The organism is Acinetobacter sp. Colony158 (assembly GCF_019264745.1).
In the GTDB taxonomy this organism is placed as follows: domain Bacteria; phylum Pseudomonadota; class Gammaproteobacteria; order Pseudomonadales; family Moraxellaceae; genus Acinetobacter; species Acinetobacter ursingii.
In genome coordinates this window covers 2,257,359-2,272,693 of record NZ_CP078523.1, presented here as the reverse complement: position 1 = coordinate 2,272,693, position 15,335 = coordinate 2,257,359, and the positions used below count along the sequence as shown (strand labels likewise).

General features: G+C 39.0%; 11 protein-coding genes and 2 pseudogenes. 10 read left to right on the top strand and 3 right to left on the bottom strand.

Going from position 1 to position 15,335, the window contains the following annotated elements; genetic code table 11:
- Positions 1-197: 197 nt before the first annotated feature.
- The 8 genes and pseudogenes from JR005_RS09315 to JR005_RS09280 form a co-directional block, all read left to right on the top strand.
- Positions 198-584, top strand: a pseudogene (locus JR005_RS09315) (Arm DNA-binding domain-containing protein); the annotation flags it as partial.
- An 80-nt stretch (positions 585-664) separates the two neighbouring features.
- Positions 665-895, top strand: a pseudogene (locus JR005_RS09310) (integrase core domain-containing protein); the annotation flags it as partial.
- 161 nt (positions 896-1,056) lie between these two features.
- Positions 1,057-1,236 (top strand): hypothetical protein, encoded by a 180-nt coding sequence (locus JR005_RS15265; protein ID WP_218665824.1) that lies wholly within the window; start codon positions 1,057-1,059, stop codon positions 1,234-1,236.
- A gap of 112 nt (positions 1,237-1,348) precedes the next feature.
- Positions 1,349-1,876, top strand: coding sequence for a sigma-70 family RNA polymerase sigma factor (locus JR005_RS09300; protein WP_119686577.1), 528 nt, complete (start codon positions 1,349-1,351; stop codon positions 1,874-1,876).
- 9 nt (positions 1,877-1,885) lie between these two features.
- Complete coding sequence (locus JR005_RS09295) at positions 1,886-2,887, top strand: FecR family protein (RefSeq protein WP_218664953.1); 1,002 nt, start codon at positions 1,886-1,888, stop codon at positions 2,885-2,887.
- A 148-nt stretch (positions 2,888-3,035) separates the two neighbouring features.
- On the top strand, positions 3,036-5,504 hold the full coding sequence (locus JR005_RS09290; protein WP_218664952.1) for a TonB-dependent siderophore receptor: 2,469 nt from the start codon (positions 3,036-3,038) through the stop codon (positions 5,502-5,504).
- Positions 5,456-5,671, top strand: coding sequence for an SDR family NAD(P)-dependent oxidoreductase (locus JR005_RS09285; protein WP_119686584.1), 216 nt, complete (start codon positions 5,456-5,458; stop codon positions 5,669-5,671). Before JR005_RS09290 ends, JR005_RS09285 begins: the two co-directional genes overlap by 49 nt.
- Positions 5,672-5,925: 254 nt before the next feature.
- Entirely contained in the window at positions 5,926-6,237 is a 312-nt protein-coding gene (locus JR005_RS09280) for an OmpW/AlkL family protein (protein ID WP_218664951.1), read from the top strand.
- A 112-nt stretch (positions 6,238-6,349) separates the two neighbouring features.
- On the opposite strand, the gene JR005_RS09275 is transcribed toward JR005_RS09280, so the two are convergent.
- On the bottom strand, positions 6,350-7,543 hold the full coding sequence (locus JR005_RS09275; protein ID WP_228731801.1) for a putative solute-binding protein: 1,194 nt from the start codon (positions 7,541-7,543) through the stop codon (positions 6,350-6,352).
- A gap of 301 nt (positions 7,544-7,844) precedes the next feature.
- Here JR005_RS09275 and JR005_RS09270 point away from each other — a divergent pair, with 301 nt between their 5' ends.
- On the top strand, positions 7,845-8,816 hold the full coding sequence (locus tag JR005_RS09270) for an alpha/beta fold hydrolase (protein WP_218664950.1): 972 nt from the start codon (positions 7,845-7,847) through the stop codon (positions 8,814-8,816).
- A gap of 65 nt (positions 8,817-8,881) precedes the next feature.
- Here JR005_RS09270 and JR005_RS09265 read toward each other — a convergent pair whose 3' ends face one another.
- Entirely contained in the window at positions 8,882-11,695 is a 2,814-nt protein-coding gene (locus JR005_RS09265) for a heavy metal translocating P-type ATPase (protein WP_218664949.1), read from the bottom strand.
- A 98-nt stretch (positions 11,696-11,793) separates the two neighbouring features.
- On the opposite strand from JR005_RS09265, the gene JR005_RS09260 reads away from it, so the two are divergent.
- Positions 11,794-12,183: a MerR family transcriptional regulator gene (locus JR005_RS09260; RefSeq protein WP_218664948.1), complete on the top strand. Its 390-nt coding sequence runs from the start codon at positions 11,794-11,796 to the stop codon at positions 12,181-12,183.
- 94 nt (positions 12,184-12,277) lie between these two features.
- On the opposite strand, the gene gyrA is transcribed toward JR005_RS09260, so the two are convergent.
- Positions 12,278-14,989 carry a DNA gyrase subunit A gene (gene gyrA, locus JR005_RS09255; protein ID WP_218664947.1) on the bottom strand — a complete coding sequence of 904 codons (2,712 nt, stop codon included), beginning with the start codon at positions 14,987-14,989 and terminating at the stop codon, positions 12,278-12,280.
- Positions 14,990-15,335: the final 346 nt, after the last annotated feature.

Below are 15,335 nucleotides of genomic sequence, written 5' to 3'. Positions count from 1 at the left end.
AACCTTGAACTTAAGGGTTCAAGGGTAAAGACATTGCAGCGGCATCTTCGGAGGCATTTTTATTTTTATATAACAATAATTTAGATAAAGATCTTACCTCCAAAATTACCCATATTTTCTTCAAAAATAGACCCCTAATAGACTTCATAATTATTGTGTTGTATCGTTAGAAATTGCTTATCACTGCTATAACTAAAATGGCCAATCATATTAAATTTACAAAATCAGCAATAGATTCAATTCCACTTTGTCAGAATAAACAAGTTTTCTACCGAGATACTACGACAATAGGATTTGGTTTGTGCGTCGGCAAGACAAAAAGCTATTTTGCAGAAAAGAAGATGCCAAATAGCAAATCAAAACGCAAAGTGATAGGAAAGCACGGCGTTTATACACTTGAGCAAGCCAGAGCTGAAGCTAAGCGTCTACTTATTTTAATGGATGAAGAAGTAGATCCAGTTCAACAAAAAAAGCAGGTTCGCGTTAATTCTCTTTCTAATCAGGAACTATCTAGGTTAATTCCAACAGTTGCTGAAGTTTATATACTTTACAAGGATAGAAGACCTTTATCAAAGGACTCAATCTATTATTGGACTGTCAACACTCTCCTAGACAAATATCGTCTATTCTTTTTGCATAGGAGAGAACATTATGAGTGGACAGGGACTCATACGATAATGCTTTAGCTGAAACGGTAAACGGTTTATACAAAACAGAGGTGATTGAATATCTAAAAGCAGATTGGCAAGGTTTAGTAGATGTAGAACTTGCGACATAAAACTGGGTGGATTGGTTTAATAAAAAGCGTGTACATAGTGCTCTAGGTTATGTATCACCATTTGAGTTTGAAGCAATGTACTATGATAAGATTAACCCGTTAGGTCAGGTAGCCTAACTCAAATAAAAATATCTCCGACAAACCCAGTACGGTTCACACCGCGGATGCTGAAAAAGCCAGCCAAGTTTCGCCTGAATTGATGTATATTATCTTTCAATATTGGAGTGACAGTTGCTTTATATAACGAAAGGTGACGGTTTTTCGCTGATGAGCGCGATATTCAGATATATAAAAGAGTTCATTGGACATCATCAGGTGATTTAGCACAAAAATACGATTTAAGCATGGTGTACATCTACAGAATCTTAAAACGCATGACAGCAATTGGAAAAGCCTTTCAAATTTCATCCAACAATATCCTAAAAAATCCCACAATTATCTATTACTTATATTATTAGATATCACAGACTAATATTCTTTGATCATCATCAATAAAAAATAAATGGTAATTATTATCATTTATATTTAATATACGTATACCTTAGCAATCGTTCTATGCGAGGCTCTTAAATGAAAGAAGCCCATACATTTATTCAAGATCATAATGAATGTTTTAGTTGTCTCTATGCAGAAAACTATGCATGGTTATCACGTTGGTTATATCGACATTTAACTTCTACACTATATTTAGAAGATATTCTTCAAGATACTTTTTTAAAGTTATTCATTTCTAAACAAGCACATCAGATTCGGGAACCCAAGGCATATCTGGCTTCTACTGCCCGCTGTATTGCAATTGATAAAGCACGTAGAGAGATTATCGAAAAAAAATATCTAGAATTCTTAAAAGATAATCCCAATACCACAATACAGGAATCACCTGAACAAACCCTGATCGTCATTGAATTATTACAGAGAATTACTTTAGCGATTAGTGACTTACCTGATCGACCAAGATTATGCTTATTATTGTATTATATGGAAGGACTTAAACAGGCTGATATTGCAAAACAGCTTAATCTGACCACACGCACTGTACAGCATGATTTAGCCAAGGCTATGGTACATTGTCATCAATGGATTCAAAAAAACACCTGATTATCTCTTATGAACCAGCATTCACAACAGTCCACAGATGAAGTATCTGATATTGAATTGATGGAACAGGTAGCGATCTGGCTATTGAAACTCGAAAGTGAAGATTGTACCGAGCAGGATCGTATTGATTTCATTCATTGGCAACAGCAAAATCCAAAACATGTTGAAATACTGAAACAAATGCAGAATACCTTTGAGCAATTCTCAGGCTTAAAAAAACAGTCTAAAGCGATTCCCTATAAAGTGATTGAGCAGACCATTCAGCAATCAAAAACTAGATCTATTTTTAAATCCAATCCAATATTCATTGTTATCCTGACAACATTATTAACCAGTACTTTTTTATGGCAGATCCTACCCACTTCTTATTGGTTAGCAGACACTCGAAATAATTATAATCAATGGTCTGAACATACATTAACTGATCATTCAGATATTAAAATTAGTGGAAATTCTGCGTATAACATTTTATTTGATAAAGAAAACCGTATCATTGAATTGCTTAAAGGTAATATTCTGATCGATGTTGCAAAAGATACAAATCGTCCATTTATTATCAAAACAGAGTCTGCCCAGATTCGTGCATTAGGTACACGTTTTATTGTGCAACATAACAAGCAGACCACTGTATTGACTATGCTGCACTCAACCACAGAAGTTACAGTCAAATTAGCAAATGGACAATCACAGGTACAACAGGTTCATGCTGGAGAACAGATTATCATTGATCAGGATGGGTTGCATCCTAAGCAAAATATTTCTGTTGAATTGACAGAAAAAGCATGGAATGAACAAATGCTGATGATTAATCTGATGCCACTTGATCAATTACTCAATATTTTACAAACCTACGAAAAACAAAAACTTAAATATGATGCCGCAACCTTACATCAAATTGAAGTCACTGCCACATTACCTCTTGATGGAACTGGTTTAAAATTATTACAACGTAGTTTACCCATTACAGTCCAAACCGATATGTTTGGACGAAAAGTTATTCAAAAAAAATAAAATTCTTTTTAAATCAAAATTTAAAGAACAATATTAAAAATATTTACCTTTTTATTTCGTCTTTTTGCTTCTCATCCGTCCTACATATGAAAAATGCAAAAGTTTAGGCTTTTTATCTGTTATTTCATTCTTTGTTCGGGGGACCAAAATGAAAGAAACTCATCATCGTTCCAGTTTTATCGTGAAACCCATTGTACTCTCCATTCATCTTGCTTTAAGCTCAGGCTTGATCTTATCTAGTCCATCGGCTTTAGCTAAAAGCAATCAGAATATCCGTTATAACATTCCAGCAGGAAAGTTAAATCAGGTTTTAAATCAGTTTGCAGCTGTTTCTGGCGTTGCTATTTCCATGAATGCTACTGAACTTTCCAAAATTCAGAGTCAGGGACTAAATGGAACATACACCATTGAACAGGGCTTTATTACCTTATTAGCAAACACATCTTTAAAAGCACATAAAACAGCTGATGGTTATATTCTAAAAGATCGAGTAGTTTCCAAAGATACAGCCCCGCCTACCCTCCGCTCCACCTCCCAGCAGAATGAAGTATCTTTACCCATAATTACTGTGACTGCTGACCAGACCAATCCTTATTTGGCAAATAGTCCAAGTTCCGTCGCAACCAAAAGTGAATTAACTCCTAGGGAGACACCATTTACCATTAATCAGGTATCACAAGAACTGATTCAAGAACGTGGTGATCAGTCAATTTTTGAAACTCTAGAAAGTTTTGCAGGAATTACCAGTGCCAGTAATCCAGGTAACATCGGACAAGGTATGAATCGTAATCTGAGTGTGCGTGGTTTTGAAATGGGACAAACCCTACTCAATGGTCAACGCATGTACAGTACAACAGGAGATGCACAAAACACCGATAATTTAGAAAGAATTGAAGTATTGCGAGGACCTGCTGGATTGTATTACGGTTCTGCCGAACCTGGTGGTGTGATTAATTTAAGTTATAAAAAGCCTAAAGCAGAAGCTGCTTATCAATTCATTACCCGAACCGATAGTAAAGGATCTTACGGTGGTATGTTTGATGCTACAGGATCGCTTACATCCGATCAAAAATTACGTTATCGGGCAGTTGTTAGTTATAACCATCGTATTGATGATCAGGAACATACATGGTCAGAACCCCAAAGTGGTATGGTCGCATTAAGTTATTTACCTACTGACAATTTTGAAACTTCTTTGACCTATGAAAGACTAGAGACAAATTCTATTCCTGAACGGGAAAATAATTCGATTGATTACCGAACAGGAAAATTTTATGACATCCCGAGAGATTTTTTCTGGGGAAGTCTTGATGATCTTGCAACACAAACCACAGATAATATTTTGTGGGATATGAAATGGCAGCTTTCAGATGCCCTTAAAGTAAGTGCTAACTGGAATATTCAACAAACTACACAATTTTGGCAAATTACTCGTTCCGTTACAGGTAAAGGTGGAGCATCCGATTTAGAGGGTAATGTTGACCGTTTTGTGAATGCTCGTGATGCTAAAGGTCATAGCTATTCTGGCAATATTGATATCAGTGGCAAATTCAACCTCTGGAATTTTGAAAACCAATGGTTGGTTGGAGCTGGCTTAGGTTCAACTGATAGCAGTGCAAGTAGCGGAAGGGCTGTATCATCAGGTTCAAGAATTGGTCAAAAAGCTCATGTCGGCACAATCAACATTTATGACCCGATTTATCATGACTGGAATCACCGTGAACTGATTTATGCTGATGCCCGAACGCCTAGGGGTCAGCAAGAAGATAAAAACGTGTATTTACAAAATGTTCTCACTTTTCCTAATCAAAAAACTCGTCTGATGATAGGTGCGGGATGGACAGAATATAAAAGTACACCAGGTGTCGTAAGTACAACCGATCCAGTTAGAACTGAAAAAAAATGGACTCCTCGCATCGCAATAATGCATGACGTACTGCCAACTGCTACAGTCTATGCCAGTTATGGTGAAAATTTCACCCCAAATGACTTAGGCAAATATGATATGGCAGGTAAACAAATTACTGATGCTGTCCTTTCAAGCCAATTTGAAATCGGTTATAAGCAGGAACTTTTCAATCAACAAGCTTTGGTCAATTTGGCACTATTCAGACTGGATAAGGAAAATATCCTTTCCATGGTACAAAAAGATGGTGTGAGTTGTAATGCTGACCTAGAAACCATTCCTGATACGGCAGGTGGTTATGATCCAGTAAATTCAGATTGTCGTTATGCCTTGAATGGACTGGAACGTTCTCAAGGTGTGGAACTCAGTGCATCGGGTCAAATCAATGATTGGTGGTCAACTGATTTTTCATATGCCTACATCGACGCAAAATATAAAGAAGCAGATAATCCTATAAATGTGGGTCGCACCAAACCAAACATCCCTGAGCATAATTTTACACTTTGGAATAATTTCAAGCTCTATGACACTGACAATTTTGGTCGTGTAAATGCAGGGATTGGTGTAAAAGCATGGAGTAAAGCCCACGATGCATGGGTACAGGACAGTTCAACTGAAGAAATTCGCAGCAATATTAACCCAGGTTACACCCTTGTCGNAATATTCGGGTCAATGCGGTTGGCCCAGGCTACATCGATACTCCACTATTAGACGAGCTTCCTGCCGAACAAAAACAGGGGCTAGTTTCTTTACATCCGATTGGAAGATTAGGCAATGCCGAAGAAGTAGCTAAATTAGTTTTGTTTTTAAGTTCAGATGAAGCCACTTTTATTAATGGAAGTTATTACAATATTGACGGTGGATATACTGCCATTTAAAAAGGCTTTTTTTATTTTAAAGTTCTAAAAAATTTGACCTACAATGCCCGTTCATAATGGGCATTGTGCAGATTTATTTTGGATAAATTAAACATTTAGATGTGTACATTCCCAACCTATTAAATATTTATCAAAATTACAGGTTTTTTTACAGATTCCTATAATATTCCACCCACCACTACAATTAGAGAAAAAGGGAATTTCGAAAGTGTGGGGTTTTAGGTAAAGCGACCTATGGTTCAGCCGTTGCTACAATGCGTCTTAGCCCACCTCCAGACGCAAGGATTCGTCCCTATATTGGAGTTGCTGCATTCTGGATGATTGTGTTTAACAGCAAAGATGCCTTTGTCAAAGACTTAAAAATTAAAAATGCCATTGGACCAGTAGCTCAAATAGGCCTTGATATTTCGATCAATCCACGATGGAGTGCTGTGATTGATGTCAAAAAAGTCTGGTTTGATACCAAAGCGAAAGGTTCTTTACCTGCTATGGGAGATGCCCCTATGGGTGCTGATATTGATATTGATCCATTGGTGACTTTATTCAGTTTGGCTTACCATTTCTAAATATCTACTGTACAACATCACGAGAAAACCGAGGTAAATAGATACTTTATTTGATTTAAAGCATGTATTTACCTTCGGTATAATAGAAAACCAACAAGTATTTGAATCATGTTTATTCATCATTTAAAGCACATTCATAATTACTTGGATTTTGCCCACAACGCACCTGTTTCAACAAGTGCATCATGCTTTTGTCATAATACCCTTCTTTAGTCATCTGGATTCGTGCTTCACGCATAATCTTGACATAACCTGCTTTATCGCCCTCTGGCACATCCATCCAATATTTTGCAGGGATTTCATTTTCAATTTTATCGACAAATTCAAATGCAGGCGTAAGCTGTTTGGCGATGACTTCTCTCGCAATCGACCCCATGCCTGCTGGAAATTTATTACGATGCATAATCAATGTACCTGTAACCTGAATCAAAGGAAAACGAATAATTGCTCCAACAACTTTGCCATTTTTATCCGTCATGCCTTTATTCAATTCCATCGGCTTAAATAACAATGCTGGCCCAGCAATGATTTCAACCTCACGATTATTAAACTTTCCCCCAACACTTGTAAGATCGACTGAAACAGGTTGTGCACCTACATTTTGAACCAATTTCTTTTGGGTGGGATCAAATTGAAATACCGCGACTTTACGTCCTGCGGCTTTTGCTAGGGTATTAATATTTCGATCATTGACCATAATATAAGCAGCTCCTACTGGAACAATACCGACCACCTCATAATCTTTATTTACCATTTTTGAATCAAATTCGGGTTTTGCTAAAATCTGAATCACTGAAGCAAGTTGTTTATAAGTCTGTACTGCTCCCAAAGCATCAATACTTCCGACAAACGGATTAAACTGTTTAGCTCTTAAATTACTAATCCCTGCACCATCACATTTTTTACTTCTAAAATCTTCTGTCAAAATACGTTCATCGGTATAAACATTGAGTTTAACCATGGTTGAAGCTTTTTTCTTTAACTTAGGATAATCAATATCAATTTTGATTTGTAAATTGGAAGGTCGCGTAACATTCATATTCACACCAAAGTCTTTGGCAACCCGCGTGATCCGAGGCAATTCGCTGATATAGCTGGTTGCCTGCTGAAAAGCTTCGCTGTTTTCGCCATTTGGTGAGTAAACACATAAGATGACTTGCTTTGGAATTTGTTGCCACGTCTTTGGATCATTAAGTAATTTTTTAACTTTTTGAGTGGAATGCTCAGAAAGAGACAAGTCTAGTTTTTCAGCATGACCATATGGACTCAATAGAAATAAACATATGATCAATACAGATAATTTCATCCATAAATGATCAATTGCATGATTAAATTCAACGCTTATCAAATACTGTTTTTGTTTTAAATGATCCATCATCAAACTCCCTATTTATCATTTAAACATTAGGTGAGTGCTCCAAAAATAAAATTGACTCATCTGACATTTCCGATGGGCAGTTTCATCAATTTAAATTTTTTCTACATCATTTATCAATTTTTGTCTGAATTGGCTTTTATTTATTGGTTGCCGTATTTACTGCAAATGTTTTGTTCAGGGCTTTTAGATAGACTCAAATAAAGGATGAATAAAATTAGAGTAAATTAAAATGAAACGGACATTCTCAAATCTATGTTTAGCCCTAAGTTTAAGCTTAGGAACTACCGCGATCATCACTCATTCCAACACCGCGATAGCTGCCTCAAATATCAATATTCAAAACGTGTTACAACAAGAACGCGCTTGGGCAGGTTTACAAACTAAAAAATTAAAAGTGGGTGATATTGAGTGGGTATATAGTGAAGGAGGTCAGTCCTCCAAACCAACTATTATTTTAATTCATGGATTAGCGGGTAGTCGGGATAACTGGAATCGTGTAGCACGTTATTTAACGCCTAACTATCATGTCATCATTCCTGATTTGCCTGCACATGGCGATACGAAAGTTGCCGATGATTTTGACCTGTCTATTCCTAATTTAACTGAGAAGTTAAGACGTTTTGCTGAAGCTGGACATTTTGAAAAAGAGGCTAATATCGCAGGACACAGCATGGGTGGCGCGATTGCCCTGCTCTATACAGCACAATATCCAACTGAAACAAAATCTTTACTCTTGGTCGATAGCGCAGGTGTATTTAAAACGGCGAATACACCTTATTTAAAAAATCCTGCTTTACTCAGTGAACTGGTCGTAAAAAAAGCAGGCGATTTTGACAAACTGTTTCAACTTGCTACGGCAACACCGCCCTTTATTCCCACTGAGTTAAAGACTGAACAAGAAAAACTCATGATTTCACAGTCTAAAAGTACTCAACGCATGGTCGATCAGCTCGTTGCCATGTCCAAAGTATATACGCCTGAGACTTTTGCAATCGCGGCGAAATCTATCGATGTTCCGACCTATATTGTCTGGGGAGACAAAGATAAAATTATCAATGTTGAAGCCGCCCAAGAACTCAAAGAGTTATTAAAAAATGCTGAACCCCCATTGATTTTAAAAGATGTAGGACATATGCCCATTATGGAGGCTGATCAAATTTTGGCGCAGCAATATTTGATCTTTTTAAATAAACACAAATAGAGCTTAAACACTGCAAAATAAACAGGAGCCAAAATTTGGCTCCTGTTTTTTATAGATTTATATTGTTAAAGTTTGCGTAATCTTAAAGCATTTAATACCACAGAAAGTGAACTCAAGGACATGGCAATCGCTGCAAACATCGGAGTGAGTAGCCAACCTGTCAGTGGATAAAAAATTCCTGCTGCAATAGGTACACCCAAACCATTGTAGAGAAACGAAAACGCCAAATTCTGTTTCATATTTTTCACGCCTTGTTTAGCCAGATGTACTGCTTGGGCAACACCTTGTATGTCGCCTTTGACCAAAGTAATCTGCGCAGTTTGTTTGGCAATATCAGTGCCTGTGCCCATGGCAATCCCCACGTCGGCTTGTGCTAAAGCAGGTGCATCATTGATGCCATCTCCTGCCATCGCCACGACCTTGCCTTGTGATTGATAGCGTTTCACGATCTCCAATTTTTGTTTAGGGTCTAAATCACCATAGGCATGTTCAATGTCTAATTGTTTGGCAACCATTTGGGCATTTTTACTGTGATCACCGGTTGCCATAATCACTTCAATCCCATCTTGATGGAGTTGGTCAATGACAGCTTTCGCATTTTCTTTAATCGCATCATGAATCACAATATAAGCGATGACGGTTTTATCATTCAGCAGAAAACTAATCACATCGCCTTGTTCGCGCAGTTGATCCAATTTGGCACTGACACTTGAGTCCAGTTTTAATCCAAGTTGATCAACCAATTTCTGGCTACCCACATAATAGGTTTGCCCTTCAAATTGACCTTTTACCCCAAAACCAGTGACATCTTCAAAATCATCGACTTTTAACAATTCATCTGTTTTCACAAGTTTTGTTAAAGTTTGCGCAATCGGATGTGTTGAATATTGTTCAATTGAGGCAATATAACGTTCAACAGTTTTTTGCTCTAGAGAATCATCCAATAACTGGATTTGTTTTAGGCTCGGTTTTCCTTCTGTCAGTGTGCCTGTTTTATCAATAATCAAAACATTGACTTTGCTTAACGCCTCAATGGCTTCGGCATCTTTAAACAGTACCCCTTTTTGGGCAGCACGACCTGTGGTTGCCATCACTGACATTGGCGTTGCTAAACCCAATGCACATGGACAAGCGATAATTAAAACAGCGACAGCACACATTAAGGCTAAATCAAACTGTGCATGCCCAAACAGCATCCACGCTATAAATGTAATGACACTAATCGAGAGGACTGCCATCACAAAGTATTTAGCTGCAATATCGGCAATGCGTTGAAGTGGTGCTTTTGAACGCTGTGCTTCTGCGACAGCCTGAATCATTTTTGATAATGTGGTATTGGTTCCAACCGCAGTGGTTTGAATACGAATACTGCCCTGCTGATTGACTGTTCCCCCGATGACTTTATCTTCCACCTGTTTTTTTACAGGTACAGGTTCACCCGTCATCATGGATTCATCGACATAGGTTTTCCCGTCAATCACGATGCCATCCAGTGGAATCTGCTCACCAGAAGAAATCTGTAAAATATCATTTTCTTTAATCTGGCTGATGTCGACTTCCTCAACCACATCATCCCGAACCCGTTTGGCCGTATGTGGCTGTAAACGTAACAAGGCTCTTAAGGAATCGGCTGTTTGCGCTCGGGCTTTTAGCTCCATGATTTGTCCAAGCAAGCTCAAAGACACAATCATACAAGCCGCTTCATAATATACCGCAACGCCATGCCCTGTTTTTGCTTCCATTGGAATCAGTGATGGGAAAATGGTCGCAATCACGCTATAAATAAACGCCGCAAGTACACCAACTCCAATCAGGCTCCACATATTCAAGTGACGAGTTTTATAAGAAACCCAACATCTTTGCAAAAATGGATAACCCGCCCATAACACCACAGGAATACTCAAAACCAACTCAATCCACGGCTGGATCTGCGGTGAAATAAAAGCATGGATATGTGAGCCCATGGCTAAAACCACTACCAATAAAGTGAGAGGCAAAGTCGTCCAAAAACGTTTACTAAAATCCACCAATTCTGGATTTGGGCCTTCATCCAACGTTGGCTGCATTGGTTCCAAAGCCATCCCGCAAATCGGACAGGTTCCAGGGCCTTTTTGTACAATTTCAGGATCCATCGGACAGGTATAATCAATATCCATTGCGCCTTCCGGTACAACACGCTCATCCAATGGAATCAAATACGTTTCAGGATCGCTTTTAAATTTCTCTAAGCAGGAAGGATTACAGAAATAATATTCTTTCCCCTGATAATGTGTATGCAAAGGACTGCTGCTACTGACTTTCATTCCACACACTGGATCTATTTCAGTTTGAGAATTTTCATGATTCACATGCTGATGCTGCCCGCCACCACAACAACTTTTAGCTTGAGACTGAGTCTTTTCAGTAGATACAGCCGCTTCAATAGACTTTTCTCCACAACATGATGAGATAGCAGTCGCTTGGATCACGTCATTTTTTTGATCCAACGGTTTTGAATCTTGACCACAACCACTTGAAACGGCTTTAGGCGGTACTGGATTAGAACACCCACACCCTGATCCTGTCTCAGGACTTGTCGTTTTTTCATTTCCACAACAACTTTTCTCTGGTTTTTTCTCTGACTGTTGCATTTTTACGGTTGGATTAGAGTAATGACTGGATAACGCAGATTCAGTTTCTTTAACTAGATATTTTTCAGGATGTTGTTCAAATTTTTGCTTACAACTGGGAGAACAAAATAAATAACGAGTTCCATCCAGATCAATATGATATTGACTATCTTCGGCTACAGTCATTCCACAAACAGGATCAATAGACACGATTTTTTTCGGTGAAACCGTAGCTTTGGAACAACATGAAGTTTGCTTTGGCTCAGTCATGGTGATGTTCTCGTATTTTTATATGATTGTGTTAAGATAAATGCTGTACCTAGGTACGGAGTCAAGCTTTTTATTGAGGCAAATAAGAGGAATTAGCCATGCTAACCATTGGCAAACTGGCTAAACAGGCCAATTTAAATGTCGAAACGATTCGTTATTATCAACGTATTGGTCTCATGCGTACTCCAGAAACCATCAGCCACTATCGTTATTATAATGATCAAGATATAGAAACTTTAAGTTTTATACAAAAAGCCAAAGATGCAGGATTACAGCTCAGTGAGATTAAAGAGCTTCTGCAATTACAAATGAATGATCGCGAACAAGTTCGCCATGTGATTGAACAGCGTCTTGAGAAAATTGATCTTCGTATTCAGGAATTACAAGGCTTAAAGCAGCGTCTCAGCAGTTGGGTCGATGAGTGTAAATCGGCACAAGCCGATTGTTGTCCTATTTTGCTAGATTTAAAACAGAGGAGCAATCTGTAAACAGACCCGCCATAACTCATTTTCAAAAAAGCTGAGAAATAAAAAAACCTGAGTCCGAAAACTCAGGTTTTTTTATCTTACAATGCTCGGTGAATTATTCTTCACTCATCTCATCATTTTGAGAAGCAATATCTTCAGCTTGAGATTCAGATGCTTCCCCTTCAATCACTTGAAGAGTTTCATCATCTTCTTCCACGGCTTCAATCGAAACCACACCTACCAGTGTTTCATCATCGCTTAAACGAATCAGGCGAACACCTTGTGCATTACGACCTGTCATTGCCACTTCAGCCGCACGAGTACGTACCAAAGTACCGCCATCTGAAATCAGCATCAGTTCTTTGCTTTCATCAATTGAGACTGCACCAACTAACTCACCATTACGTTCGGAAGTCTTGATCGCAATCACCCCCTTACCGCCACGTTTCTTGGTCGGGAAGTCATTCACTGGCGTACGCTTACCATAACCATTGGCACTGGCACACAACACTTCACCCGTTTCTGGAACAACCACCAACGAGACAATACGGCTCACCACATTTGAATCTGAATCATCACTCTCATCAGAGTCATCATTCTCAACGTCTGCGTCTTCGCTATCCAGTGTTGCAGCTAACGCCACACGCATACCACGCACACCTTTGGCGGTACGCCCCATGGCACGGACATCGGTTTCAGCAAAACGAATCGCCTTGCCTTCGTTGGAGAACAACATAATTTGTTGCTTGCCATCAGTAATCGCGACACCAATCAAGGTATCTTCTTCGTTCAGTTCAATCGCACGTAAACCATTCGCACGAATATTGGCAAATTGCTCAAGTTCAACACGTTTGACTGTACCCGAAGCTGTTGCCATAAAGACGTAGTGATTTTCAAGGAATTCAGTCAAAGGTAAAATCGCAGTGATGGTTTCATTGGCATCCAGTGGCAATAAATTGACCATTGGACGACCTTTTGCACCACGCGAAGCCTGAGGAACTTCAAACACTTTCAAACGATATACTTTACCCACATTGGTAAAGCACAAGACCGTTGCATGGTTGGAAGCCACGACAAGATGCTGAATAATATCGTCATCTTTCATCGAGGTTGCAGATTTACCACGACCACCACGACGCTGAGCTTGGTAATCGGACAATGGTTGTGTTTTGGCATAACCTGTTTGAGAAACGGTCAACACCACTTGCTCTTCTGGGATCAAATCTTCACGACAGAAATCGATACGTGACTCAATAATATCTGTACGACGTGCATCGCCATATTGTTGAAGGATTTGTGCCAATTCTTCACGAATCACACCCATCAGAAGATTGAAATCATTCAAAATGGCAGTCAGTTCAGCAATCTGACCTAGAATCTCGGTATATTCAGCATGTAACTTGTCTTGCTCAAGGCCGGTTAAACGATGTAAACGAAGCTCTAAAATCGCAGCGACTTGAGTTGGGGATAAACGATAAATATCACCAGACAAACCAAATGGGCGATTTGGATCTTCGCCTTCGATTTCATCAGGACGTACTGAAATTGCACCTGCTTTTTCAAGCAAAGCAGTAACACCACCACCCGCCCATTCGCCCGCCTGTAAGCGTTCACGCGCTTCTGCTGGATTTGCAGAAGTCTTGATGGTTTCGATAATTTCATCAATATTGGCAAGGGCAACGGTGAGACCTTCCAAAATATGACCACGTTCACGTGCTTTACGCAATTCGAACATGGTACGGCGCGTCACCACTTCCTGACGATGTCGGATAAATGCCGCAATGATGTCTTTTAGATTCATCAATTTTGGTTGTCCGTTATCTAGACATACCATATTGATACTAAAAGAATTTTCAAGCTGAGTATTGAGGAACAGGTTATTGACAATGACTTCAGCGTTTTCGCCACGCTTTAAGTCAATCGCAATACGCATACCGTCTTTGTCAGATTCGTCACGTAACTCAGAAATCCCTTCGAGTTTCTTCTCTTTGACCAATTCAGCAATACGTTCAATCACACGTGCTTTGTTGACCTGATATGGAATTTCAGTGAAAACGATGGTGGTACGATTCGTTTTCTCGTCTTCTTCAAAGTGATATTTACCACGAATATGCAAACGGCCTTTACCGGTACGGTAAGCATCGACAATGCCTGATTTACCGTAAATAATGCCGCCTGTCGGAAAATCTGGTCCTGAGATATGTTCCATCAATCCTTCAATCGAAATATTCGGATTGTCTGCATAGGCCAGACAGGCGTGAATCACTTCAGTCAAATTGTGTGGCGCCATGTTGGTCGCCATACCCACTGCAATGCCCGCTGCGCCGTTGACTAATAAATTAGGCACACGTGTTGGTAAAACATCAGGAATTCGTTCTGAGCCATCATAGTTATCCACCCAGTCTACCGTATCTTTTTCAAGATCGGCCAATAACTCATGGGTGAGTTTGGTCATACGAACTTCGGTATAACGCATCGCCGCAGCGCTATCGCCATCGACCGAACCAAAGTTACCTTGGCCGTCGACCAACAGGTAACGTAGACTAAAATCCTGCGCCATACGAACAATGGTGTCGTAAACAGCCGTATCACCATGCGGGTGATATTTACCGATCACATCACCCACCACACGAGCAGACTTCTTATAAGCTTTATTATAATCGTTGCCTAACTCATGCATTGCATAAAGTACACGACGATGAACTGGTTTCAGGCCGTCTCTCACATCAGGTAATGCACGTGAAACAATTACACTCATTGCATAATCGAGATATGAGTTTTTTAACTCATCTTCAATGGCAATCGGTCGGATTTCCGATACGCTCATGCATACTCCTTTCTATGCAGCAAAGCAAAAGCCAGCCACAATTTATGTATTAATCTCGCAAAACTTAGTTCAAAAAACTGAACTAAAAGTAAAAAACATAGCTAAAAAGTATAGCATAAATCATGTGGAGATTGTGATGGATTAATACAGCTTAGCCTTTAATATTTGAGTAAATTTATGCTGAAAAAACAGACAGTTCCAAACTGTCATTAGGAATAGAATAAATCAAATACTTAGCGCACATTGTTTTAGAAAATTTGTGAAATATTTAGCAGTCAAAGACCAGAAAAAACCACATTATTTTTTATCATTCTCAATAAAAAACGCTCTTGCGCAATAAATCGCG